This window comes from Planococcus sp. RAB007_Raresut (genome assembly GCF_057369535.1).
Window position 1 is genome coordinate 100,714 of sequence record NZ_JBXYIF010000006.1, and the last position, 21,911, is coordinate 122,624.

The 21,911-nt window shown below is 45.7% G+C and carries 24 protein-coding genes; 9 read left to right on the plus strand and 15 right to left on the minus strand.

Annotated elements, in window-relative coordinates; all coding sequences use genetic code 11:
- Nucleotides 1-228: 228 nt before the first annotated feature.
- The 3 genes from AC2Q9J_RS13260 to AC2Q9J_RS13270 form a co-directional block, all read right to left on the minus strand.
- Entirely contained in the window at nt 229-1,104 is an 876-nt protein-coding gene (locus AC2Q9J_RS13260; RefSeq protein WP_499040628.1) for an AraC family transcriptional regulator, read from the minus strand.
- 98 nt (nt 1,105-1,202) lie between these two features.
- Nucleotides 1,203-2,156: an Abi family protein gene (locus AC2Q9J_RS13265; RefSeq protein ID WP_499040630.1), complete on the minus strand. Its 954-nt coding sequence runs from the start codon at nt 2,154-2,156 to the stop codon at nt 1,203-1,205.
- Nucleotides 2,157-2,296: 140 nt separating this feature from the next.
- Nucleotides 2,297-2,794, minus strand: a complete 498-nt coding sequence (locus tag AC2Q9J_RS13270) for a pyridoxamine 5'-phosphate oxidase family protein (protein ID WP_499040632.1) — start codon at nt 2,792-2,794, stop codon at nt 2,297-2,299.
- A gap of 183 nt (nt 2,795-2,977) precedes the next feature.
- Here AC2Q9J_RS13270 and AC2Q9J_RS13275 point away from each other — a divergent pair, with 183 nt between their 5' ends.
- On the plus strand, nt 2,978-3,727 hold the full coding sequence (locus AC2Q9J_RS13275; protein ID WP_499040634.1) for an SDR family NAD(P)-dependent oxidoreductase: 750 nt from the start codon (nt 2,978-2,980) through the stop codon (nt 3,725-3,727).
- Between the two features lie 93 nt (nt 3,728-3,820).
- Here the strand turns inward: AC2Q9J_RS13275 and AC2Q9J_RS13280 are convergent, their stop codons facing one another.
- A complete protein-coding gene (locus AC2Q9J_RS13280) occupies nt 3,821-4,954 on the minus strand; it encodes an NADH-dependent flavin oxidoreductase (RefSeq protein ID WP_499040636.1) in 1,134 nt (377 codons plus the stop codon).
- A 155-nt stretch (nt 4,955-5,109) separates the two neighbouring features.
- On the opposite strand from AC2Q9J_RS13280, the gene AC2Q9J_RS13285 reads away from it, so the two are divergent.
- Entirely contained in the window at nt 5,110-6,138 is a 1,029-nt protein-coding gene (locus tag AC2Q9J_RS13285; protein WP_499040638.1) for an NADP-dependent oxidoreductase, read from the plus strand.
- A gap of 324 nt (nt 6,139-6,462) precedes the next feature.
- Entirely contained in the window at nt 6,463-6,636 is a 174-nt protein-coding gene (locus AC2Q9J_RS13290; RefSeq protein ID WP_499040640.1) for a hypothetical protein, read from the plus strand.
- 316 nt (nt 6,637-6,952) lie between these two features.
- Here the strand turns inward: AC2Q9J_RS13290 and AC2Q9J_RS13295 are convergent, their stop codons facing one another.
- The 4 genes from AC2Q9J_RS13295 to AC2Q9J_RS13310 form a co-directional block, all read right to left on the minus strand.
- Complete coding sequence (locus tag AC2Q9J_RS13295) at nt 6,953-7,504, minus strand: DUF1697 domain-containing protein (RefSeq protein ID WP_499040641.1); 552 nt, start codon at nt 7,502-7,504, stop codon at nt 6,953-6,955.
- Nucleotides 7,505-7,527: 23 nt separating this feature from the next.
- Complete coding sequence (locus AC2Q9J_RS13300) at nt 7,528-8,316, minus strand: class I SAM-dependent methyltransferase (RefSeq protein ID WP_499040643.1); 789 nt, start codon at nt 8,314-8,316, stop codon at nt 7,528-7,530.
- Between the two features lie 149 nt (nt 8,317-8,465).
- Complete coding sequence (locus AC2Q9J_RS13305) at nt 8,466-8,666, minus strand: hypothetical protein (RefSeq protein ID WP_499040645.1); 201 nt, start codon at nt 8,664-8,666, stop codon at nt 8,466-8,468.
- Nucleotides 8,667-8,834: 168 nt separating this feature from the next.
- Complete coding sequence (locus AC2Q9J_RS13310; protein ID WP_499040646.1) at nt 8,835-9,770, minus strand: NADP-dependent oxidoreductase; 936 nt, start codon at nt 9,768-9,770, stop codon at nt 8,835-8,837.
- Nucleotides 9,771-9,976: 206 nt separating this feature from the next.
- Here AC2Q9J_RS13310 and AC2Q9J_RS13315 point away from each other — a divergent pair, with 206 nt between their 5' ends.
- Complete coding sequence (locus AC2Q9J_RS13315; protein ID WP_499040648.1) at nt 9,977-10,759, plus strand: SDR family oxidoreductase; 783 nt, start codon at nt 9,977-9,979, stop codon at nt 10,757-10,759.
- A 68-nt stretch (nt 10,760-10,827) separates the two neighbouring features.
- Here AC2Q9J_RS13315 and AC2Q9J_RS13320 read toward each other — a convergent pair whose 3' ends face one another.
- The 5 genes from AC2Q9J_RS13320 to AC2Q9J_RS13340 form a co-directional block, all read right to left on the minus strand.
- Complete coding sequence (locus tag AC2Q9J_RS13320; protein ID WP_499040649.1) at nt 10,828-11,049, minus strand: hypothetical protein; 222 nt, start codon at nt 11,047-11,049, stop codon at nt 10,828-10,830.
- Nucleotides 11,050-11,129: 80 nt separating this feature from the next.
- Complete coding sequence (locus AC2Q9J_RS13325) at nt 11,130-12,110, minus strand: SPFH domain-containing protein (protein ID WP_499041063.1); 981 nt, start codon at nt 12,108-12,110, stop codon at nt 11,130-11,132.
- Between the two features lie 32 nt (nt 12,111-12,142).
- Entirely contained in the window at nt 12,143-12,922 is a 780-nt protein-coding gene (locus tag AC2Q9J_RS13330) for a TPM domain-containing protein (protein WP_499040651.1), read from the minus strand.
- Complete coding sequence (locus AC2Q9J_RS13335) at nt 12,919-13,947, minus strand: TFIIB-type zinc ribbon-containing protein (RefSeq protein ID WP_499040653.1); 1,029 nt, start codon at nt 13,945-13,947, stop codon at nt 12,919-12,921. The genes AC2Q9J_RS13330 and AC2Q9J_RS13335 overlap by 4 nt, the downstream gene beginning before the upstream one ends.
- 48 nt (nt 13,948-13,995) lie before the next feature.
- Nucleotides 13,996-14,712, minus strand: a complete 717-nt coding sequence (locus AC2Q9J_RS13340) for a PspA/IM30 family protein (RefSeq protein WP_499040655.1) — start codon at nt 14,710-14,712, stop codon at nt 13,996-13,998.
- Between the two features lie 772 nt (nt 14,713-15,484).
- Between AC2Q9J_RS13340 and AC2Q9J_RS13345 the strand changes: the two genes are divergently transcribed.
- On the plus strand, nt 15,485-16,378 hold the full coding sequence (locus tag AC2Q9J_RS13345; protein WP_499040657.1) for a glycine betaine ABC transporter substrate-binding protein: 894 nt from the start codon (nt 15,485-15,487) through the stop codon (nt 16,376-16,378).
- 272 nt (nt 16,379-16,650) lie between these two features.
- Nucleotides 16,651-17,211 (plus strand): DUF4256 domain-containing protein, encoded by a 561-nt coding sequence (locus AC2Q9J_RS13350; RefSeq protein ID WP_499040659.1) that lies wholly within the window; start codon nt 16,651-16,653, stop codon nt 17,209-17,211.
- Between the two features lie 78 nt (nt 17,212-17,289).
- On the opposite strand, the gene AC2Q9J_RS13355 is transcribed toward AC2Q9J_RS13350, so the two are convergent.
- The gene (locus tag AC2Q9J_RS13355) at nt 17,290-18,489 is read right to left on the minus strand and encodes a M20 family metallopeptidase (protein WP_499040660.1); all 1,200 of its coding nucleotides are present in this window, start codon (nt 18,487-18,489) and stop codon (nt 17,290-17,292) included.
- Between the two features lie 93 nt (nt 18,490-18,582).
- Nucleotides 18,583-19,317: a glucose 1-dehydrogenase gene (locus tag AC2Q9J_RS13360; protein WP_499040662.1), complete on the minus strand. Its 735-nt coding sequence runs from the start codon at nt 19,315-19,317 to the stop codon at nt 18,583-18,585.
- Between the two features lie 199 nt (nt 19,318-19,516).
- Here AC2Q9J_RS13360 and AC2Q9J_RS13365 point away from each other — a divergent pair, with 199 nt between their 5' ends.
- From AC2Q9J_RS13365 to AC2Q9J_RS13375, 3 genes are all read left to right on the plus strand, one after another.
- Nucleotides 19,517-20,056: a TetR/AcrR family transcriptional regulator gene (locus tag AC2Q9J_RS13365; protein ID WP_499040664.1), complete on the plus strand. Its 540-nt coding sequence runs from the start codon at nt 19,517-19,519 to the stop codon at nt 20,054-20,056.
- Nucleotides 20,057-20,174: 118 nt separating this feature from the next.
- Entirely contained in the window at nt 20,175-21,347 is a 1,173-nt protein-coding gene (locus tag AC2Q9J_RS13370) for a DUF2157 domain-containing protein (RefSeq protein ID WP_499041065.1), read from the plus strand.
- The gene (locus AC2Q9J_RS13375) at nt 21,344-21,796 is read left to right on the plus strand and encodes a GDYXXLXY domain-containing protein (RefSeq protein ID WP_499040666.1); all 453 of its coding nucleotides are present in this window, start codon (nt 21,344-21,346) and stop codon (nt 21,794-21,796) included. The genes AC2Q9J_RS13370 and AC2Q9J_RS13375 overlap by 4 nt, the downstream gene beginning before the upstream one ends.
- The last annotated feature ends 115 nt before the right edge of the window (nt 21,797-21,911 follow it).

Genomic DNA, 21,911 nt, shown 5'->3' on the forward strand with positions numbered 1-21,911 from the left:
TCCCCTGAGTGATCATAGAATCCCCTGAGTGATCATAGAATCTCCTGAATGATCATAGAACTCGCTGAGTGATCATAGAACTCGCTGAGTGATCATAGAATCCCCTGAGTGATCATAGAATCTTCTGAGTGATCATAGAATCCCAAATACCGCTCATAGAATTCGAAAAGGCAGGCTCCGCTGATGTGCGGGCCTGCTTTTGTCGAATTATCAAACTGAAACCTGCTTTCACAAACCTTGTTTCTTCACCGGAAGCCAGATTTCGCTGTATACCTTCTCGAAATCACCCATATCACCATTAAATGAGATTTCAGGACCTTCCCTCAGTTCATAATTAGAAGACGGCAGCCATTCCGAAAAGATTTTCCCCCACGTTTCCTGGAGTACACCCGGAAATGGCCCTTCCATTTTGAAAATTGCCCAGTTGCCCGCAGGAACGTTCACCACATCAAACTCTCCAAAATTAGCATCCAAAGTCGTGATGGATCCGATTAGATGATCGAGTTCCCCCTGTTCTTCATTGCGCCCCGCGTCAAAGTTAAAGGATGCGTTCACCACTGTTTTGACTTCCGTATTCCGCATCTGGCCAAGTTTCTCCCGCTGCTCAGGTGTGATGGAACCAGCCATATTCATGATTTCCTGATTTTGCCCTTCAAAGACAATCGGCACCCTTTTTTTAATGCCCACCAATTTAAAGGCTTCTTTTTCTGCGATACTGTAATCCATATCCATTCCTCCTTGAATCGTCAATTGGAAAGTCAGGCGCGGAAACAGCTTCAAGGCATCACTGTTCTTCACTTCCGACGGATGCACACCCGACCACTCACGAAAAGCACGGCTGAAACCATCCGCCGAATCGTAGCCGTATTTCACTGCTACATCCAGTACACGCTCGCCGCCCCGCTGCAGATCGAAAGCCGCCTGTGACAATCGCCGGTTGCGGATATAGCTGCTCAGCGTCATGCCGGACAAATAAGAAAACAGCTTCCGAAAATGATATTCCGAAACGCCCGCAATGTCCGCGACTTCCTGAAAATCGATGTCACTGTCCAAATGTCCTTCTATATACTGCAGCGATTCATTCATATCTTTCAGCATATTCATAACCTGACCTCCCTTCTTCTACAATTCTATTCGGAGTTCAACACCGCCATCCGATGCCGGGTGTTCGAAAAATATCGTCTCTCACTGAAATCAGCTAATCAATTCTCCCGAAAACCCGTATCCCGCATAACCACACCATACGCACGGCCTGGCAGCGCCGCTTTCAGTTCCGCCATCAGCCGTTCCAATTCCGCCGAAAACACTTCGTACTCTTCTTTCGCGAGCACCAGCCTCAAAAGGCTCACCATCGAATAGACCGTGCCTTTCCCGAGGCTTCCCGCCGGCAATCGGAGCATCGCATCGACGTCAATGAGTTCTTCCGGATGCGCCAGCCGGTAACGGTACAGCACTTCTTCATGCGCCGATTTATTGCGGTACGGAAAAGCGATGCGCAATAAGGCATCCAGTTCACTTGCCTTTAATTGCAAGGGTTCATACTCTTCGCTGAACTCGGCGGCAAAATCCTGGGCGATGCGTTCGCGCAGTTCATCATCGATTACGGAATAGAAATTGGTGATTTGCCCAAGCGACAGAAAATTGACGAGGACCCATAGCGGCACATTTCGGTGCTTATCGAAAAATTTACGGATGGCCGGGTATTTCACACGATCGCGTTTCTTATGGGTCTTGATCAGATTATAAAGTGTTGAAATGATGCGGTCCCGTTCGTGATGACGCTCCGTGTCCCCGCTGTAATTAGCCGGCTCCAGGAAAGAGTCCATGTCTTTAAACTTTTCTGAAAAGCGATACGCCACTTTCGATTTGATATTCTTTTCGAACTTCAGCAATTCATTGAGCATGAGCATCCGCAATTCACGGTCGAAACGGTACAGCGCGTAAATATGGCCAAATTCCGTTCCTGCCTGATACATCTCCTGGCCGTATGGATTCAATCGTTCGTCCCGCTCCATAAACGGTTCCTTATAACCATCAATGAGCGCATAATAATTCTCGCGTGACAAGATGCGCCGGGCAGCCGCCTTGTCCGGCACCAGCAGTCCGCGGTTCTGCAATATCGTAATTTGTTCATCATGGGAAGCAAATACTTTCATCGGTTTCATCCTCTGCAACTAATTCTTTCTTTAACTGTAAGCGAGTTTCTGATTTTAATAAACCCGTATCAAAAAGAAAAGCCCGCAGGCCATATGAAAGCCTGCGGGTAATGAATTGTTCAGTAGTTCTTAAAAAGTCTTTAGTTAAATTCCACCGTATCGTTCATCTGCTTTTTATCGCCTTCGTCTTCATTGCCTGTCAGCTTTTTAGCAAAATTCTTAACGGTTTTCGCCATGTTGCCGGATTCCCAGTATTCCGCTGTTTCGGCAGTCACTTTGATCAGAATGACGTTTGGATCATCATATGTTGTATTCAGCATTTTATCGAAAATTGGATTCCAATATTCCTTTTTGCGATCCAGGTCATCGATAAACTGCGCGGAGCCGCTGATTGATACATACGATTTCCCTGCATAGGCCACGTTGACGGCGGGATTCTCCAAAATCTCCTGGTACTTGTCCGTATCTTTTAATGTCAGGAACCACAGCTCGCCGTCGAATTCCGCTTCTTGTGTCTGCAGCGGGCGGGATACGGGTTTACCATCGACAATCGTTGTAAACATCGCAACTTCGATATCTTTGATCAAATCATTGACGATCTTCAATTCTTCTTTGTGTGTCGGTGCATTTTCAGCCATAACTTAAATTCCTCCTCGAGTAAGTTAACTTCCACTTATTTACTGACTCTTCCCGGTTTTCAACTTGAATAAACAGTCCGAATCTTCCTGCTGATTAGCCACTTTCGAAATCGGGTACTCGTATTATGGGAAGCATACAAAAAATTTCGTATGCAATAAATAAAACAGGAGGCAGATTTTGTTATGAGTAAAGTGGCAATTATCACAGGTGCAGGCAGTGGACTGGGACAATCAACCGCACTGCGTATGGCCCAGGACGGCATCAATATCGCAGTGGTCGACGTAAATGAAGAAGGCGTCGATGAAACTGTCAGCAAAGTAAAAGAACTCGGAGCTGATGCACTCTTCATCAAAGCTGATGTTTCGAAAGCGGAAGAAGTGAAAAATTACGTCGACAAAACGGTGGAACATTTTGGCTCAATCGATTATTTCTTCAATAATGCCGGTATTTCAGGAAGCGGCAAATACTTCCTTGAGACCGATATAAAAGAAATCGAACAGATTGTCGGCATCAATATGCTCGGCGCGCTTTACGGACTACGTTATGTGGCGGAAGTGATGGTGAAAAACGGCGGGGGTTCAATCGTCAATACGGCATCAAGTGCCGGCGTCATCGGCCAGGATACGGTCGTCACTTATTCAGCGACCAAGCACGGCATCGTCGGCATGACAAAATCACTTGTTGCCGAATATGCTAAAGATGGTTTGCGCGTCAATGCCGTGGCACCGGGACCAACTGAAACGCCGATGGTCAAAGCTTATTTCGACGCCAATCCCGAGATGAAGAAGAACGCGGAAGCCGGCATCCCGCAAAAACGCCTTGGTACAGCGGACGAAGTCGCGGAACTCGTGCACTTCCTGCTGACATCTAAAGCGCAATACATCAACGGCGACGTGATCCGCATCGACGGCGGATTCACGAGCACGAAATAGCAAGTTTAATTTAATTTCATGAATTGTTTGAGACAACCAAAAAGCTCCCTGGCCGAATAACGGTCAGGGAGCTTTTCAATTCAGCTATTGGGATTAAACTTCAACTTCTTCTTCGATTTCCACCATTTTATAAGTGACCATCCGTTCCCATAGCGGTCCAGGGATATCCAGTTTACCGATCATTTCTTTAGGAACGTTTTCATTGATTTCATCTTCTTTGCCTGATTTCACTTTCGCTGTCCACTCCGGATCAGCCAATGCTTGGCGGCCCATCACGACGATGTCGGCTCCTTCTTCAAGAGCGGCGACAGCTTCCGCCGGTTTTTTCACACTTCCAACGACGACAAATGCCACACGGCCAGCGATCTGTTTAGAGAGGATTTCGACGATGCTGCCTTCCGCTTTGTCTACATGCGGCAGCTTTTGGAAATCCATAAGTGAAACATGCAGATAATGAATGCCGCCGGCAATCAATTTATCGGTCAGAATTTTGGTTTCTTCGATTGTATAACCGGTGCCTTCCTGGCTGTATTCTTCCGGCGACAAACGATAACCGATGATGAATTGCTCATCCGCGTATTCTGCTGCCACTCGTTTTACTTCTGCAAGTATAGCCAAGGGGAATTTCAGGCGGTTCTCGAGACTGCCGCCCCACTCATCTTCACGGCGATTCGTGACTTCCGAGACGAATTGCTGAATCAGATAAGTGTTGGCACCATGGATTTCAACGCCGTCAAAGCCGGCTTCAATGGCACGGCGTGTCGCTTCGCCAAAATCACGGATGATATCTGTGATTTCATCTGATGTCAACGCGCGAGGAGTAGGTCTGCCAGCGGGACCTTCCACTGCACTCGGTGCAACTGTTTCGTTGGTTTTTATTAACGCCGGCTGCCCCTGGCGTCCGCCGTGCTGTATTTGGAGAATGGCTTTATTGCCATTCGTTTTCATCTCAGTGGCCATCTGCGTCAAGCGCGGCAGAACCTCATCCTTGAAAGCCACAAACTGGTTCGGAAATGCAATGCCGTTTTCAGATACTGCGATACACGCTGAAATGAACAGGCTGCCAATATCGGAACGGCGGCGGTAATAAGCCAATTCCTCGTCCGATACCGTGCCGTCGCCGTTACCTGAATAGGTTGTCATTGGTGCAACCCCCAACCGGTCGTTCAATACCACACCATTAGGCAAAGTAATTTCTTCGAATAAAGATTTAAATTCAGGTTTCATATTATAATTTCCTCTTTTCTCATTTAGCTTCGTTATTTCAAAATAGCATAGCCTTTATTCCACTACAAGAATTCAAGCTTGCAGGCTCTTATTTTTGATTCCATTCTTTTACAATGGTACGATTTTTTCGAAATGAATTTTAAGGAGGAATACAAATGACACCGAAAACATATAAAGAAATCCATTTGGCGAACCGCCCTGAAGGCACGCCATCCAACGATGATTTTGCTTTTGTCGAACAAGAGATTGGATCACCCGGCGAAGGAGAAGTCTTGCTGAAAACCCTTTACTTATCGGTCGATCCATATATGCGCGGACGCATGCGGGACGTAAAATCCTACGTCGCTCCATATAAATTGAACGAAGCGATTTCCGGCGGTATCCTTGCTGAAGTTGTAGACTCGAATTCTGAACTGCTTAAAAAGGGCGACATCGTAAACGGCACGCTGAAATGGGCCGAATACAATATCGCCAAAGCGGAGAAAGTCCAAAAAGTGGACCCGACAATCGCCCCGATTACAACGCGTTTGGGTATTTTAGGATTAACAGGTTTAACTGCTTATTTCGGACTTCTTGATATCGGCAAGCCGCAAGCTGGCGAAACAGTCGTTGTTTCGGGTGCTGCTGGAGCTGTCGGTTCGGTTGTCGGCCAAATCGCGAAGTTGAAAGGCGCCCGCGCTGTCGGCATCGCCGGTTCACAGGAAAAAATCGATTACTTGATCAACGAACTCGGTTTTGACGCTGCAGTGAACTATAAATCGGACAGTTTTAAAGAAGATTTGAAACAGGCATTGCCTGACGGCGTCGATGTCTACTTCGACAATGTCGGCGGCGAAGTCTCCGATGCAGTCATCTGGGAGCTGAACAATAAAGCACGTGTCGTATTATGCGGAACCATTTCATCTTATAATACGCCAGGCGGAGATATCGGACCGCGCATCCAGTGGAAATTCATCACGACAAGCTCCATGATGAAAGGCTTCACTCTTGGCGATTACGCATCTGAATTCCGGACTGGTGCCACTGATTTAGGCAAATGGCTGCAGGAAGGCAAATTGAAATATGAGGAAACAATCGTTGAAGGTTTTGAAAACACTCCTAAGGCATTTTTCGGCCTGTTTGAAGGATCGAATCTCGGCAAACAATTGGTGAAAGTCGCAGATCCGGAGTTTGCGGAACTTTAGAGTTTATTTTTGAAGGGAAAAATGCAGCTTTCTTGAGGTGGAAGCGGTTAAAACGTGTTTGTGATCGGCTACGGGTCTTTTATGATCGGCAAGCTAATATTAATGGTTTTTCGCATCTCGAAAACCTCCAGTAATCTTAGAACCCTCCGCATCTCGCGGAGGGTTTTTCGTTTCTTATTTCATTATTAAACTGATTGCGAAGCACAGAATAGCGGTAAAATCGTTAAGGCTTAGGAACGAATTTACTTTGTGACCGCGTTAAAGCTTCTAAAAAGGGTAAATAAAGAATGTATGAAATAACCGAACGAAAGGATGGAGTATGTAATGGCTTTTAACGACAAATTCAACGACGCCAAAGACAAAGCGACGGATAAAGGCAAAACTCATCTGGACGACCACGGTAACGAGTACAAAGAAAAAGGCAAAGACTACGTCAATGAAAACAAAGACGACTGGAAAGACCGCGTGAAGGATGGCGACGATAAAGCAAAAGACTGATGATTGCAGCCGAACGCTAATGAATCAGCAGCACTCCACTATAAAAATTTAATTTTAACCCGCACCTTGCTTAGCAGGGTGCGGGTTTTCTGTTTTATTTGACATAAGTTTATCATTGATATTACGGGGAAAACTATTTAAGTAGTCTAATCTGATCCATCACATCATCAATAATCCAAACACGAAAGACTTGCCGCATATTCCGGAATGATGCGGTATAACATGATAAATATTTAAGAGCCCCTGCGGATGCAGTGGCTCTTTTTTTCCGACTTTATTGGATTGAAGAAATAATTCCATTACTTCTGCTTTCCGCTTATTCTTCCAATTCGATCTCTTCCATCAACCCAAGTAATTTCCTTACTGTGTTGACATTGCGGATGGTCACCAATTTATATAGTTTAGTTCCAATCACTTTCTGCATGCCACTTTTCGTAACGTACTCCTTATCGACAGACCATAAAACTGCGCCAGCAACATATGACACCCGGTCGATTTCCGGCTTAATTGTCAGCTTTTCCAGTACAGCCTCATCATCTGATTCCGGCCATAAGAACCAGACATCGCTTTTCATGCTCTGATCGTTAGTCCAATTATCCGGAATACTTGCAGCTATCCGCTGAAAATGATCAAAGCTATAAACAAGCACTTTGATACTCAAATTGAAATGAGCCAGAATTGCCGCTTCCAAAACAGCCGGCAATTCTATTTGAGAGTGATTGCTGTCTGCAAAAATGATATTTCCAGAATTGATATAGGTCTTAACTTGTGACATTCCCGCTTCTTCAAACACATTTTTCAGTTCTTTCATATCAACTTTATTGTTGCCGCCGACGTTTATGCCCCTTAAGAGTGTCACATAAATCATGTTTAGCCCTCCCCTGATTACTTTTATTCCGCAACTATGACAAAACTGTCCAAGCTATCAGTTTCTACAACTTCAAGCATCCCATAAAGGCTCGCGGCCAACGACTGAATTCGTTCAGGCACATCAGAAAATTCCGGCTGGACACTCTTTGCGTAATCAGCTTCCCACTTGCCATCCTGCAAATAGCCGGCATCAATTACAGCGGTATGCCGGACTGTCCACCCTGCTGTCTCCAGCATTCCCTGCAATTGCCGCGAATCGAAGACGTGCTGGATATTGCCTTCATTGTCAATAAATTCACTGTACAGCGCAAGAATTGCCGCTGACGCAAAATGCGGCCGTTGGGACATGCGGGTAAAATTGATATCCCATTCAGCAATACAGATCCGCTTGGCCATGCGCCGCATTTTTTTAAAATATTCGAGAAGCTGTTCGGGATTACGGAAATACCACGAGGAGTGGGATAGTATCGCCACATCAAAACTCTCCTCAGGCAAGTCGAGAAAATCGGTCTGAAGCTTGAAATCGATACGGCTGCCGAGAGCAGATGCGGCGATTTCGGAAGTCGCTTCCCCTAACGTTATAGGTGCGCCATAATCCGGATCCGCAATATCAACCGCAAGCACATGTCCTTCTTCCCCCACAGCATCTGCCAGAACAACCGTTGTATCTCCTTGGCCACAGCCGATTTCCAGAATACGCATACCTTGCTGTAAACTGAAGGCATCCACAAGAGACTGCCGATGCTTCAGCTGTATTCGTTGTATAGTGTCATCTCCCACTATCTTCATACTTGCCAGTAAGTGTTCCATCATATATTTCCTCGATTCGTCAGTTTATTTATAATAGTAACATTATTAATATGTACATAAATTTTTTTCTATAATTTCTATCCTTACATTTAATGAAAAAACTGCTATATCCAGCTGATAGCCGGACATAGCAGTCTCAATAATTGAACTCACACTTCTTTAACACTCACCATTTTTACTTCTTCCATTCTAAATTGAAAATACGTATCATTTTCTCCTAGAAAGTCTTTCATTTCTTTCTTATCCAATCCACAAGCAGCTTCTTTGGGGCTTCCCGCTTCTACAATTTGAACAGCCTCAACGCCTTGGCCTAAATGATAAATGACCCGATAGTGTTTATTTTCTGCCACGGTATGCGCCCCTTTTCATTGATAGTGATTCTTTCAAGTATAGGTCAGATCTTCAAACCGAAACTGAACAAAGCTCTTGTCTGTCCTACCTAATCATTGTCTACCCTTTCGAGGGATTAAAATGCATAACGGATGATTTTTCCAATTATTTTTTTATTATACTTTTTATTACTTCACTTTTATAACGATTTTTCCCTGTGCATGATTCGTCTCGCTGGCAGCATGGGCATCTTTCAATCCCTGAGCTGAAAAATCATAAGTTTCATCAATCACCGGTTTAAGCTTGCCCTCTTCAAACAACTTTGCCAGATTCTGCAATTTTTTGCCATCAGGCTGAAGAAAGACATAAGCTGCTTTGACGCCAAACTTTTCCGCTTCTTCTTCAGATGGCTGTTCCGCAATCGACACCAGCGTGCCGCCTTCTTTCAACACACTGAAGCTTTTTGACTGGATATCGCCTCCCAGCGGATCGAGCACGATGTCAAAATCCTTCACCACATCTTCAAATGCTTCTGATTTGTAGTCAATGACCTGATCGGCACCCAGCGATTTGAGCAGCCCTGCATTTTTTTCACTGGCTGTAGCTGCGACATAAGCACCAAAACTCTTCGCTATTTGAATGGCGTGTGTGCCCACTCCGCCAGCTCCCGCATGAATCAGTACTTTATCGCCTTCTTTGATGCCAGCCACTTCAACCAGACATTCCCAGGCTGTCAAACCTACCAACGGCATAGCAGCGCCCTCTTCATATGTCATACTGTTGGGCATTTTCGCCAGCAAACGTTCTTCCGTGGCTATAAATTCTGCATAGGTTCCTTCACGGGTCAGCTCCGGACGGACAAAGACCCGGTCACCCACTTGAAAATCTTTAACATTTCCACCCGTTTCTGCTACTACTCCTGCCGCATCCCACCCGAGTATGATCGGAAATTCAAAAGAAAGCATTTCTTTCAAATACCCTTCACGTAATTTCCAGTCTATCGGATTGATTGAAGTGGCATGCACTTCAACTAGTACCTCATTGCCGCCAATGCTTGGACGGTCCAGCTCACGCTCTTTCAACTCTTCTTTTCCGCCATATTGATCGATTACAATTGCTTTCATTTGTTTCTCTCCTTCCCATTCTCCTTTCTACCTTCCCGATTCTCTGTAATTTACACTTAGGGGTCGGCTGTCATCTGTCACTCCACACGGAATCCGATGGCAAATGTCTGGAGAATCTACTGATTGAGCCCCTCTTCGCACGGGTATACATTTAAATAGTAGCTGTAAATTCAGTGTAGCATAATCAAAAAAAGGAGAGATGGACAATGATTGATTACAAAGACAAAGTCGTCATCATTACAGGCGGAGGTTCGGGCCTTGGACGCGCTGCGGCGGTATCGATCGCCAAACAAGGCGGCAAGCTCGTGCTCGTGGATATGAGCAAAGATGGACTGGAAGAAAGCAAAAAAGAAATTCTTGCTGCAGCTTCAGACGCGCAAATTGAAACCGTCGAAGCAAACGTAACCAATGAAGAAGATGTGAAAAACTATGTGGACTTTACAGTCGGGAAATTCGGTAAGATTGATGGGTTCTTCAACAATGCCGGTATCGAAGGCAAACAGAACCTGACGGAAGCATACGGCTCGGATGAATTCGAAAAAGTTGTCAATGTCAACTTGAACGGTGTTTTCTATGGTATGAAATATGTACTCAAAGTCATGAAAGAACAAGGCTATGGTTCAATCGTCAACACGGCTTCGGTCGGCGGCATCCGAGGCGTCGGCAACCAGTCCGGTTATGCAGCCAGCAAACACGGTGTGGTTGGTTTGACTCGCAACTCCGGTATCGAATACGGCGAATTCGGTGTCAGCATCAACGCTATTGCGCCTGGTGCTATCATGACCCCAATGGTCGAAGGCTCGCTTAAACAGATGGCAGGCGATGATTGGGAAGCTGCCGGCAAAGAATTTGTCAGTGTCAATCCGATGAAACGTTTCGGTAAACCCGAAGAAGTCGGCAACCTTGTTGCGTTCCTATTGTCAGACGCTGCTAAGTTCATCAATGCTTCCGTTATCCCGATCGACGGCGGCCAATCTTATAAATACTGATTTTCAGGCATGAAAAAAGCGTTGCAGCTAACCCATACGGTTTGCCGCAACGCTTTTTCTTTCTGCTCCTATTCATTTCGGCGCGGATTGTTCGGACGCTCATCAGAGACTTTCTTGGAATACTCTTTTGCATCTTCCTGTTGGTCCCTGCCTTTTTCTTCTTCGTAATCCGTCGCTTCGTTATCTCCGTCAAAAGTCTCTTTCACTTTGTTGATCGCTTTGTCGATCCCTGATTCCGGTGCGCCTACCTGCTTTTCAGGTGTACGGCCCGCTGTACCTTTTCTTGCCATTGAAATCCCTCCTGGTAAAAAGTATTTGCTTATGGTTTACCCGGTAACGCGGATTCTACTCCTGTTTTAAAAGGTTTGACTCAGGCAAGTTTCTGTCCGCAGTTCGGGCAGAATTTGGCGCCGTTGACTTTCTCGCCGCAATTCGGGCAGAAGTTCGGCGCTTTTCCGCTGTCGGATTGGGAACTACTCGTTTGCTTAGCGGAATCTTCTCCGCCTTCTTTGGAATCTTTCTGATCATTCATCATTTCCTTCGCGATGTTCATGCCCATCATCATGCCGGCCATATCTGAAGCGGTATTTGATCCGGATGATTTGCCCATCGCATCAGCAACGGATATCTGCTGGTATCTGGAAACGTCCCCCACCATTCCTTGGGACGCGTTTTTATTGATCATATCCTGAATTTCTTTTGGATAATTGAAGCTCATAATCTGGAAACCGGTGATTTTCATGCCGTCATCCATAATCTGCATGTCGAGATCATCCTGGATCCCTTTTGAAATATCATATGCGTTGGCTTGGAGGTTGAACATATCCTTGCCTTCTTTTGGAATCCACTTCATCAATAGTTGGTCGAGAACTGCCGTGATGCGAATTTTCACATCTTCGACTGTATAACTGGTACGCACCCCGGCAATTTTATCGATGAGATTGATGTAATCATTAACTTTGAACTGGAATGTTCCATTCGCCCGGATTGGCATGCCTCCAGGAAGTCCGGGCGCCGGGATGTTAATCGGATTTTGGGTGCCCCATCTCACAACAAACTCTTTCGTGTTGACGAATAGCACTTCAACCCGCATGCCACTGTTGAAGCCGAAACGAAATCCTTTTAACGTTGAGAGAAAGGGAATGATTTCCGATTCGATATCGTACTCGCCGTCGTCTTCAAAAATCCCTTCGATTTTACCGTTATTAAGGAAAATGGCATCCTGTCCGGGACGGATGATCAAACGGCTGCCTTTTTTGACTTCCTTATTTGCCCATTTATAAAAAATCATATCATCGCGGAATTCGTCCCATTCCACTACATCTGCAAATTGATTGCCGAAAAAAACCATGTTGCTCATTCCTTCCTTTATTTCGATTGGCGCTAGAAGCTTCTGCCGCCTCCACTGAAGGAACGGCCGCCGCCTGTCATACCGCCACCGCCGAATCCACCGCCGCTGTTATTGTTCTTCGGAATTCTGCGTCTCGTGACGGTTTTATTGCGGAAACGGTCTGTATCTCTCGTAACGCGTGTATGGTCACGGTCGATGTAAGTCGCCGCTGTCGTTGTATTGCGCCCAGCGGAGTTATACAGCATCGTACCTACAACGACACCCCCGAGCAGCAAGGCCACCGCTGCGTGGAACCAGGTTTGGAAAAAGATGCTTTCGGGATTGACGCCAGGATTGTATTCCATATAACGGTCCGAGGTCTCAATCGTCTCGCGGAATGCGCTGGCATATTGGCCTTCAATCATGTAAGGGGTGATGCGGTCTAATACCATTTCAACCCGATTATTATCAAGATGTCTTTCGGCTGTGCCGAAACCGGCCAGATAGAATTCCCGCCCGCCAATGTCGATCGTCAGCAAAACGGCATTTTCTGTTCCAGTTTCGTCAGCCAGGTCATCAAAAAAGTCGCCCATATACGTTTCGATCGGCAGACCTTCCGTGCTGTCAGTCGTCAGCAGAAGGAATTCGGTTCCCTGCTCACGGCTTTTTTCAGCAGCATATGCCTCGAGATCGCTGATTTCCGAATCACTAAGCAATCCCGCCTGATCGTAAATATGCTGGTCTGTCTGGGCAAAAGCCACAGTTCCTGCAACCAGCAACAATAGTGTAAGCAATAAAAACAGCATACTAGTTTTTAATATCGTTTTACTCACCAAAGAACACCTCCCACCAGATAGGAGATGGCTTTCAGCACCGCAAAAGTCGACACGGCAATACCCGTAAACCATGCAGCTACCTTGCCTCCGCTGATCGGCGGCTTGCCGACCACTTTGCCGGTCTGTCCGTTCATCGCAAAAGTGTGTTCTTTATTTTCAAAATCGTAATAAACCATCCACACCGGAAATAGGGTATAATATACCTTTTTCTTATTGGCGTTGATTTGTTTATTGGTGTAGCTGACAGTTGAATAACCGGAAATGGTGCTTCCGATATAAGTATCGATATAAGGAACAATTTTCGATTCCACACGTGAAAACAGCGCATCTTCATCAAAATCATATTTCTCAGCCAGAAAACCCGCCAGATAAGGCATCCTGAAATCTTTTAAATCGCTGTAATCATAAGGTTCAAGCTTATCCATCAATTCATCGTCCATTTTTTCGGACGCATCCGCGGGCACTTTCAGATAACTGAGGTCGATTTCGCGGTATACGTCGTAAAAGTCTGTCTCTGTGATGATCGTATCACCTTGTTGATAGGTGCGCATCTGTGTTCCGATGGCTGCTACCTCAGCTTTACCGTTAATATCATACAGCCAAAACGGCACATACATGCCAGTCATTTTCTTGATGCGGTCGCCGTTCATGAATCCCCTCGGCGTCAATCTGCCGTTTTTCGTCCATTTTTTGAAAGCTGCTACCGCTTCCTCTTTGCTGATAGTGAACGGAATCACCTTCGCCGGAGCGAGATCTCCTGTCAGCCGGTCCGCAAGTATGACGGGAGCCCCACAGAAACTGCAATGCGTAGCTGTGGTTTCCGCTTCTGTCAGTAGAACGGCTCCGCAGTTTTCACAATGATATTCTTTCGCTTCTTCAGGAGCGAATTTCTGCTGGATATTTTCTTCCGGAAATGTTTCGATATCATCCTGACGACCACAGTTTGGACAGGATAATTTACCGGAAGGGGCGTCAAACGCCATATCCGATCCGCAGTTCGGGCATTTATAATGAGTGACCAACCCGCCTTCCTCCCTTCTGCGCAACATCTTTATGCTGGGTGCCAGTCATTATTCGCCTTTACCCACCTGGGACTTCAACGCTTCCAGTTCATCATCTACGTTAATGCCTGATTTCAAGGAATCCAGTTCCTGGTCCACATTTGAATCGCTGTCATATTTCTTGGCTAAATCTTTCACTGAATCTCCTGAGCCTTTATTGAGCTCGGACATCGCCTGTGCTTCATCAAGCTGCTGATTGATTTTCTTTTCCATTGCATCAAAAGCCGAAATCCGTTCGCCTGCACCGCCCATTGAGGAATTGAATTCATTCATGCGCTCTTGCGTTTTCGCCACTGACGCTTTCCCTTTCAGTTCAGCACGGCGAGACTCCAGTTCAGCGATGTCTTCTTCGAGCTTATCGTGCATCTGACGCATCTGTTGCGTATTGGCAGCCGCCATTTCGACCGCTGTCTGAAGTCCTTGCTCACGTTCCGTCAATTCTGCTTTTCGCTGCAGGAACTTGCGCGCATCATCTTCATTGCCGGCTTCCAGCGCTTTTACGGCATATCGCTGCATATCGTCGATTTCTTTTTTCACATCCGAAAGTTCACGGCGCTCGCGTTTCTCCGCCGCCATGATCGCTGCAGTTTCCGACTTCACTTTACCGAGATCGCTGTTCAAATCACGTAAATATTGATCGATCATTTTTTCTGGGTCTTCTGCCTGGTCCAGCATTGCGTGGATATTGCTTGTCATAATGTCCCGAAAACGTTTTAAGATTTCCATCATCATTCTCCTCTTCAATTTTTTCCGCTTTGCGGTAATGCTTTATTCAATAAAACTACCCTTTCCTGCCGCGAGTTAACCATGAAATCCATCAGTGCGGATAATCGGCAGCTTCCTTCTATATAAGAGCTTCTCCTTTACTGGGAAAGTTCCTGCCTAAACTCTTTCCGGACCAATACTTATATAATGTCTTTAATGATTCGGAATATCCCTCGCGGTATAAAAAGAAGCAATTCCCCAGCACCAATTATTAAGTCCGCTATCCACCATCGGTCTTCCTTCTTTCGCTTTTCAACCGCCATTAAAATCCTCCGCCTTTCTTTTTTATAATGTACGGAATTGACAGATAAATAGTTTCAATCCATATAGCTTTTTTTGCTGATTGAAAGTGATTCCTAAATAATCAGCAAGCAGGAAACAGGCTAATTATCTGTGATTTTCATACTTTTTCTGCTTGAGCCCTAACTTTATGTTATAATAATATTTGTCGTGTTTAATTCGGAAACCGTAAATCTCGGTTTAAAGAGAGATGATTCAGCAGGATTTACTAGCTGAAATCGATCAGTTATGTTACATAATGTGATTATTTATACCTTAGGAAAATCTAGAAGCCGTACCTTTCCATCACCTTATACTGATTCAGCTGACGGCTGAAATCCTGTTGAAATTCCTTTCAAGAAATGCACGGATTGCACCACCTGATTCCTAGAATTTGAATCGAAGAATTATGACCGGCTGCTTACCACCAAATCTGAAGGAGGAATTTATTTTTATGACGAAATACAAATATCTTACTGGCGCTGCTGCTCTATCGGCTGCGCTGCTTGCAGCAGGATGCGGCAGCGACGAAACTTCAACTGGCGAACAATCGTTAGGAGAAGAATTGGAGTATACAATTACAGGTATTGAGCCTGGTGCAGGCCTGACTGGCCTTGCCAAAAACACCCTTGAAGAGTATGACAACCTGAAAGGCTGGGAGCTTGAAGAAAGTTCAACAGCAAGTATGCTGACTGCCCTGGATGATGCCATTGACGATGAAGAACCACTTGTTATCACTGGCTGGACACCTCATTGGATGTTTTCTGCCTATGATTTGAAATTCCTGGAGGACCCAAAAGAATCGCTCGGCGGACCTGAGAATATCCAAACGATCGCAAGAGAGGGATTTGAGGAAGATTTTCCGGAAGCCTATAAAATTCTGGACGCTTTTGAGTGGGGGTTGGAAGACCTCCAATCGGTGATGTATGCAGGTCAAGACATGCCATTTGAAGAAGCCGGCCAAAACTGGATTGATGAAAATCCTGAAGCAGTAAGTGAATGGACCGCAAACGCTGAACCTGTTGACGGCAAGAAAATTGAACTGGTATCAACTCCATGGGACAGTGAACGCGCTTCTGCAAGCGTGCTGAAAATTGTACTTGAAGAGCAGGGATTTGACGTTACAGTAACTGATGTAGACCCTGCAGTTTTATTCGAAGCCATCGCGACTGGAGGCGCTGACGCTTCCATCGCTCCTTGGCTGCCTGTGACACACGGGGCTTTTTATGAGAAACATGAAGAAAATATGCTCGACCTAGGGCCAAACCTGACAGGCGCCCAAAACGGAATCGCTGTTCCTGCCTATATGGATCTCGATTCGATTGAAGATCTTGAACCAAAAGAATAAAGAAAAGCGACTGCGCCCGCTAAGCTCTGAAAGGCATAAGACGGAACAGCGAAGCGATTTCGACCGCATAGCTGGACCGGCTTATGACCCGAAGAGCTGGGTCGCTGGAGTCTAGACAATAAAGAAAAGCGACTGCCGGACCACTTACAAAGTGGTCCGGCTTTTTATTTTTAGTTTCTTCTATATAAATTTAATCCACCAAGAAATCGCCATTATATTTATTGGTTTGTATATACTTAAACTAAGATGGATATTATAAGGAGGAATTTCAAATGGTGAAAAAGAAATTATCCGCAGAACAGCAGGAAGAGCTGCTGGGCAAATTGAAAAACCGTTTCGAAAAGAATATGCATCGGCACGAAAGCATCCAATGGAACGAAGTGTTGGAGAAGCTTGAAACAGCTCCCGACAAGCTGTGGTCACTTTATCAGATGGAAGAAACGGGCGGCGAACCCGACGTAGTGACCTTGGATCTGCAGGACGGCGTCCATGTATTTTATGATTGTTCGCCTGAAACACCGAAAGGCCGCCGCAGCCTTTGCTACGACCGCGCGGCTTGGGAAGCACGGAAGAAATTCAAGCCCGAAAATACCGCTATGGACATGGCTGCTGAGCTGGGCATCGAAATGATTTCAGAAGATGAGTATCGCTCGCTGCATCAATTTGGCGAGTTTGACCGTAAAACGTCGACTTGGGTGCTGACACCCGAAAATATCCGGTCCCGTGGAGGCGCCATTTTCTGCGATTATCGTTATGGCCAAGTCTTCACCTATCACAACGGCGCTGATTCTTATTATGCCAGCAGAGGTTTCCGCGGCAAGCTGGAGATTTAACCGGTCCAATTATCCATGAAAAACCACCGGAAATATTTCGGTGGTTTTGTTTTTCAATTTATTTTGTTTTTTAATCCCTTACCCAGAATCATTCTTTCCGCAAAATCGTGCAACGACAGCAGCCATTGCCTTGGCGCTGATCAGCAGACTCGTTTCATTGATTTCAAATTTCGGATGATGATGGGGATAGGCTTCTTCTGATTCCGGCATTGCGCCGACATAGAAGAAACAGCCCGGTTTTTCCCTCAAATAATAAGCAAAGTCTTCAGATGGCGGCTGAGGCTCCGCTTCCACAACAGCATCCACTTCAGGAATATTCGCCTCTTCGAGTGCGGTTCGTACCTGGCCTGTTATTTCCGGATCATTATAAAGAACGGGATAGTCATTTGCATATTCCAATTTTGTCTCGACGCCGAAAGATTCTTCCAGCCCTTTAACGAAACAGCGTACTTCATCTTCAACAAGTTTGCGTGATTCTTCTGACATCGTGCGGACATCGCCTTCAAGTTCGACTGAATCACGTATGACATTAAACTGGCCCTTGCCATCAAACGAACCAATGGTTACGACTGCAGCATCAAATGGATTAACCCTTCGGCTGACGATGGTCTGGCAATTCATGACGAATGAACTCGCGGCAACGATGGCATCATTAGCAGTATGAGGGGATGAACCATGGCCGCCCTTCCCTTGCACACGAAGTTTAAACCGGGCCCGTCCTGTTTGTGTATTTCCACTTCTATAGTATACTTTCCCGGAATCCATCATTGACATGAGGTGGATGCCGAAGACAGCTTCGACTCCTTCGAGTACGCCAGCTTTAATCATTCCCAAAGCTCCGCCCGGCGGCATTTCTTCAGCGGGTTGATGGACGACTTTTATAACACCCGATAATTCGCTCTTCATCTCCGCAAGTGTTTCAGCCAAAACCAGCATATATGCGGTGTGTCCATCATGGCCGCAGGCGTGCATGACCCCTTCATTTTTAGATGCGTAAGGCAACCCGGTTTTCTCCGTGATCGGCAAAGCATCAAAGTCAGCTCTTATGGCTATGGTCTTTCCAGGCTTATCCCCTTTTATCGTCACGACAATTCCCCGCTGGCCGCCAAAGTCTTTTTCTATTTGATCGATCGGCACTTTGTTATAGAAATCGGCAATATACGCCGCTGTATTTTCTTCCTCAAATGAAAGTTCAGGATGTTCATGGAGATGACGCCGGATCTCAACGATTCGTGATTCTTTCTGCTCAAGACGGTTAAGTAATTTCTCGATTAGCATTTGAACAGCCTCCTTTCTCTGACTCTACCCTTTTTACAAAAATCAAAGCCAGTCCGGAAAATTCCGGACTGGCTTTGTCGTTACAACATTTATTTATTGGGCAGTCAAACCGCCGTCAATGACAAACTCTGAACCAGTCGAGTAGCTAGCTTCATCCGAAGCAAGGAAAAGCACCATATTGGAAACTTCTTCAGACTGGGCTACGCGCTTCATCGGTATATGTTTAGCGAATTCCTCAACAGCAGCTTTGGTATCTTCCTGCACGACCATCGGGGTAGCGATGACTCCGGGATGGACGGAGTTCACACGGATTCCATAATTGGCGCATTCAATTGCAGCCGCTTTTGTCATTCCCCGAACCGCAAATTTCGTATCCGTGTAGCCGATCGCTCCTGCCACCAGTCCGTTCATGGAAGAAATATTGACTATCGAACCGCCTCCCGCTTTTTGCATGGACGGAATAACAGCCTTCATTCCCATAAAAACAGAAACCTGGTTGATTTCCACAATTCGGCGGTATTCTTCCGCAGTTGTCTGTAAAATCGATTTGGCCATGGTAATGCCTGCATTATTAACAAGAACATCCACAGGTCCGAATGCTTTTTCAGTTTCTTTAATCACTCGCGACCAGTCTTCTTCACGCGCAACATTGTGTTTGATGAACAATGCGTTATCTCCAAGTTCTTTTGCCAGTGCCTCTCCTTTTTCCACATTTAAATCCGTAAGCACGACTTTCGCGCCTTCTTCGATGAATTTTTCCACATGTGATGCGCCCATTCCTTGAGCAGCACCTGTCACGATTGCCACTTTTCCTGCTAACCGGTTCATTATCCATTCCTCCAGCAAAGTATTTACATCATTCTTAAATAAACTACACTTGTAATTTAACAGAAAAATCTTCTGTTTGTCTATTGAAAATAATCCATGTCATAATAAATTCAAAAGCATCGTCCACAGTTTGGACATAGAGGAGGTTTTCCACATCGTAGCAACAGAAGATCGCCGGATTTTAAGGACGCAGAAAAAATTGAAAACCGCTTTGCTGGCTTTATTGGAACAAAAAGATCTGCAGGAACTTTCCATTACAGAAGTCACCAGGCAGGCTGATTGCAACAGAGTCACTTTCTACTCGCATTACAGGGATTTAAACACTTTGCTGGAAGCAATTGTTGAAGACCACCTGAACGGATTGACGGCTCATTTCCGCAGAAGTTTTAAAGGCCGTGAACGTTTCTCTTCAACAGATGTCCAACGTCATCTGCCGATTTTCGAATACATCTATCAAAACCAGTTCATATTTTCACTGATTATTAAAGGAGAAGTGCTGCCCGGCTCTCAAAATCTTTTTTGCGAGAGTTTGGTGCGCGTCTCCACCATCGAATTGAAACTGGAAGAAGAAACAGATATCGAAATTCCTACGCTGAATTATTTTGTCACCTACGGAAGCCTGGGCTTCTTTCTCTACTGGATCAACCAGGGCTTCAGGAATCCGCCTGAAGTGATGGCTGAAAAGCTTGCCGTTCTCCATGGCAAAATATACGGAGGCGCCATAGTTATTAAAGAATAATCGTTTCAAATCCGGTTCTTTCTGGTAACTTTTTTTTAAGTCTTTCCGCTTATTTATTGTCTATCTATTCTGTTAAATCAGGATTATAATAAAGGCAAAGATTAGGGGGGAAACGGTGATGGATTTGGAACGGAAATTGGTGCAATGGCGCAACGAAGGATTTATCGACCAAGCAGCGGTTGACCGCATAATGACATTTGAAAGAGGCCAGCCCCAAAAGAAAAAAATCCCCTTATTATTGTTGATCGGCTTGATATTCTTCGCATTGGCTGTTTTCAGTTTTATCGCAGCCAACTGGCAGGCAATACCCGAATTGATGAAAGTGGCATTGGTTGTGGCGTTGATGTGGATTTTCTATGTAATCTCCTACTTTTCCGAGAAGAAGAAAATCGGACAGCCTATCCTATTCCGGCTGCTTGGACTTGCCATGTTTGGTGCCGGCATCCTGGTGACTGCCCAGACATTCCATTTCAGCCTCTCCAATTCCGTTTTGCCATGGGCGATTTTCATCGCTGCTCTGGCACATTATTTTCAATGGCGGCATTTAGCGTATGTGATGATTGCCTTCATCTTCGGCATATTCACACTCACATCCTTTTTGCCGAATACTAATTGGGTTGAATGGGGAATCTTCGCGGCTGTCTCACTTGCCTGGTTCTACTTCAGCAAAGATGATGCACCGAAGATATTAAGCTGGATGCTGCTGTTTTTCTCCGGGTTCTTAATGTGGGACCTTGTTTCTTACAGCAGTCCTTTCTGGCCGATTTGGACACTGTTCGCCCTTGTGCTTCTGCTGTTCTTAGTGCCAAAAGGCAAACAAGGGCTTTTGTCACCGCTTTATCTGATCTTCGGCGCTGCCATGCTCGTCGTCTATCTGGCGCTCAGAGGCGAAACAGAAATGTCGCTCGTCGACCTCAACTGGCCAGAGTCGATTGCGCTTGCCGCTGCCGGTCTTCCCGTATTATTTCTTGCCTTTACGAGATTCAGGGATATCATCTGGATTTCCATTCTCGGGGCAATGGGCTTCCTGTTGTTTGACGATACCGCTATTGCATTGGCACTGGTTGCTGAAGTGAGTGCACTCGCCTACCTTATTATTGCCCAGCGGCAAAATCGTCTGCTCGCCCCAGGCTTCGTCTATTTTATACTGGTGCAATTCGTGATTTACGTCATCTACGCCTGGGAACGCCTTGATATGTCGCTGTTCTTCCTCATAGGCGCGCTGTTGCTGTTTGCACTTTCAGCAGCTGCCTGGTGGCTGAACCGCAAGAGAGAAGGTGCTGCGTCATGAAAATAAAAGCCTGGATCTTACCGGTTCTTATGACGCTGTTCGTTGTTGTCTTAGTGGCTGCTTTCTATTCTGCCTCCTGGTTTGGTGAACAGTATACACTGCGGGCAGAACCTTTTGACCCCTTCGATCCTTTCTACGGAGAATATGTCATGCTTCAGTATCCGGATTTGGATGCAGCTGGCAGTGCCTATGAAGGCGATGTCTATTTTACTTTGACAGAAGGGCCCGATGGTTTTGCTGTGATTGATGAAATCAGTTATGAACCATTTTTCGGCGCCATCAGCGGATACTCTTATGGCAGCCGCCTGACTGCTCCACAGCTTGAGCAATTCTATGTCGAACAAGGCCTCGGACCTCAGCTGGAAAGTGCAGTTGACCTTCAGGTGACAATTGATGTTGCGCCTTGGGGAATCATCCGTCCGGTGAGTATCGCGGAACGGGACGAATAAATTAGTTGGGAATTATTAGACCTGAATCAATTCAAATGAATTGATTCAGGTCTTTTTTGCTTTAAAGACATACAAATCTTAAAAATAATCATTAAGTTAATTGACAAATAAAAAA

What these genes read in the sequence shown, in the direction of transcription:
- AC2Q9J_RS13260 (WP_499040628.1), bottom strand. Translation starts at nt 1,104, where the DNA reads ATGAATATGCTGAAAGATATGAATGAATCGCTGCAGTATATAGAAGGA.
- AC2Q9J_RS13265 (WP_499040630.1), bottom strand. Translation starts at nt 2,156, where the DNA reads ATGAAAGTATTTGCTTCCCATGATGAACAAATTACGATATTGCAGAAC.
- AC2Q9J_RS13270 (WP_499040632.1), bottom strand. Translation starts at nt 2,794, where the DNA reads ATGGCTGAAAATGCACCGACACACAAAGAAGAATTGAAGATCGTCAAT.
- AC2Q9J_RS13275 (WP_499040634.1), top strand. Translation starts at nt 2,978, where the DNA reads ATGAGTAAAGTGGCAATTATCACAGGTGCAGGCAGTGGACTGGGACAA.
- AC2Q9J_RS13280 (WP_499040636.1), bottom strand. Translation starts at nt 4,954, where the DNA reads ATGAAACCTGAATTTAAATCTTTATTCGAAGAAATTACTTTGCCTAAT.
- AC2Q9J_RS13285 (WP_499040638.1), top strand. Translation starts at nt 5,110, where the DNA reads ATGACACCGAAAACATATAAAGAAATCCATTTGGCGAACCGCCCTGAA.
- AC2Q9J_RS13290 (WP_499040640.1), top strand. Translation starts at nt 6,463, where the DNA reads ATGGCTTTTAACGACAAATTCAACGACGCCAAAGACAAAGCGACGGAT.
- AC2Q9J_RS13295 (WP_499040641.1), bottom strand. Translation starts at nt 7,504, where the DNA reads ATGATTTATGTGACACTCTTAAGGGGCATAAACGTCGGCGGCAACAAT.
- AC2Q9J_RS13300 (WP_499040643.1), bottom strand. Translation starts at nt 8,316, where the DNA reads ATGGAACACTTACTGGCAAGTATGAAGATAGTGGGAGATGACACTATA.
- AC2Q9J_RS13310 (WP_499040646.1), bottom strand. Translation starts at nt 9,770, where the DNA reads ATGAAAGCAATTGTAATCGATCAATATGGCGGAAAAGAAGAGTTGAAA.
- AC2Q9J_RS13315 (WP_499040648.1), top strand. Translation starts at nt 9,977, where the DNA reads ATGATTGATTACAAAGACAAAGTCGTCATCATTACAGGCGGAGGTTCG.
- AC2Q9J_RS13320 (WP_499040649.1), bottom strand. Translation starts at nt 11,049, where the DNA reads ATGGCAAGAAAAGGTACAGCGGGCCGTACACCTGAAAAGCAGGTAGGC.
- AC2Q9J_RS13325 (WP_499041063.1), bottom strand. Translation starts at nt 12,110, where the DNA reads ATGGTTTTTTTCGGCAATCAATTTGCAGATGTAGTGGAATGGGACGAA.
- AC2Q9J_RS13340 (WP_499040655.1), bottom strand. Translation starts at nt 14,712, where the DNA reads ATGGAAATCTTAAAACGTTTTCGGGACATTATGACAAGCAATATCCAC.
- AC2Q9J_RS13345 (WP_499040657.1), top strand. Translation starts at nt 15,485, where the DNA reads ATGACGAAATACAAATATCTTACTGGCGCTGCTGCTCTATCGGCTGCG.
- AC2Q9J_RS13350 (WP_499040659.1), top strand. Translation starts at nt 16,651, where the DNA reads ATGGTGAAAAAGAAATTATCCGCAGAACAGCAGGAAGAGCTGCTGGGC.
- AC2Q9J_RS13355 (WP_499040660.1), bottom strand. Translation starts at nt 18,489, where the DNA reads ATGCTAATCGAGAAATTACTTAACCGTCTTGAGCAGAAAGAATCACGA.
- AC2Q9J_RS13360 (WP_499040662.1), bottom strand. Translation starts at nt 19,317, where the DNA reads ATGAACCGGTTAGCAGGAAAAGTGGCAATCGTGACAGGTGCTGCTCAA.
- AC2Q9J_RS13370 (WP_499041065.1), top strand. Translation starts at nt 20,175, where the DNA reads ATGGATTTGGAACGGAAATTGGTGCAATGGCGCAACGAAGGATTTATC.
- AC2Q9J_RS13375 (WP_499040666.1), top strand. Translation starts at nt 21,344, where the DNA reads ATGAAAATAAAAGCCTGGATCTTACCGGTTCTTATGACGCTGTTCGTT.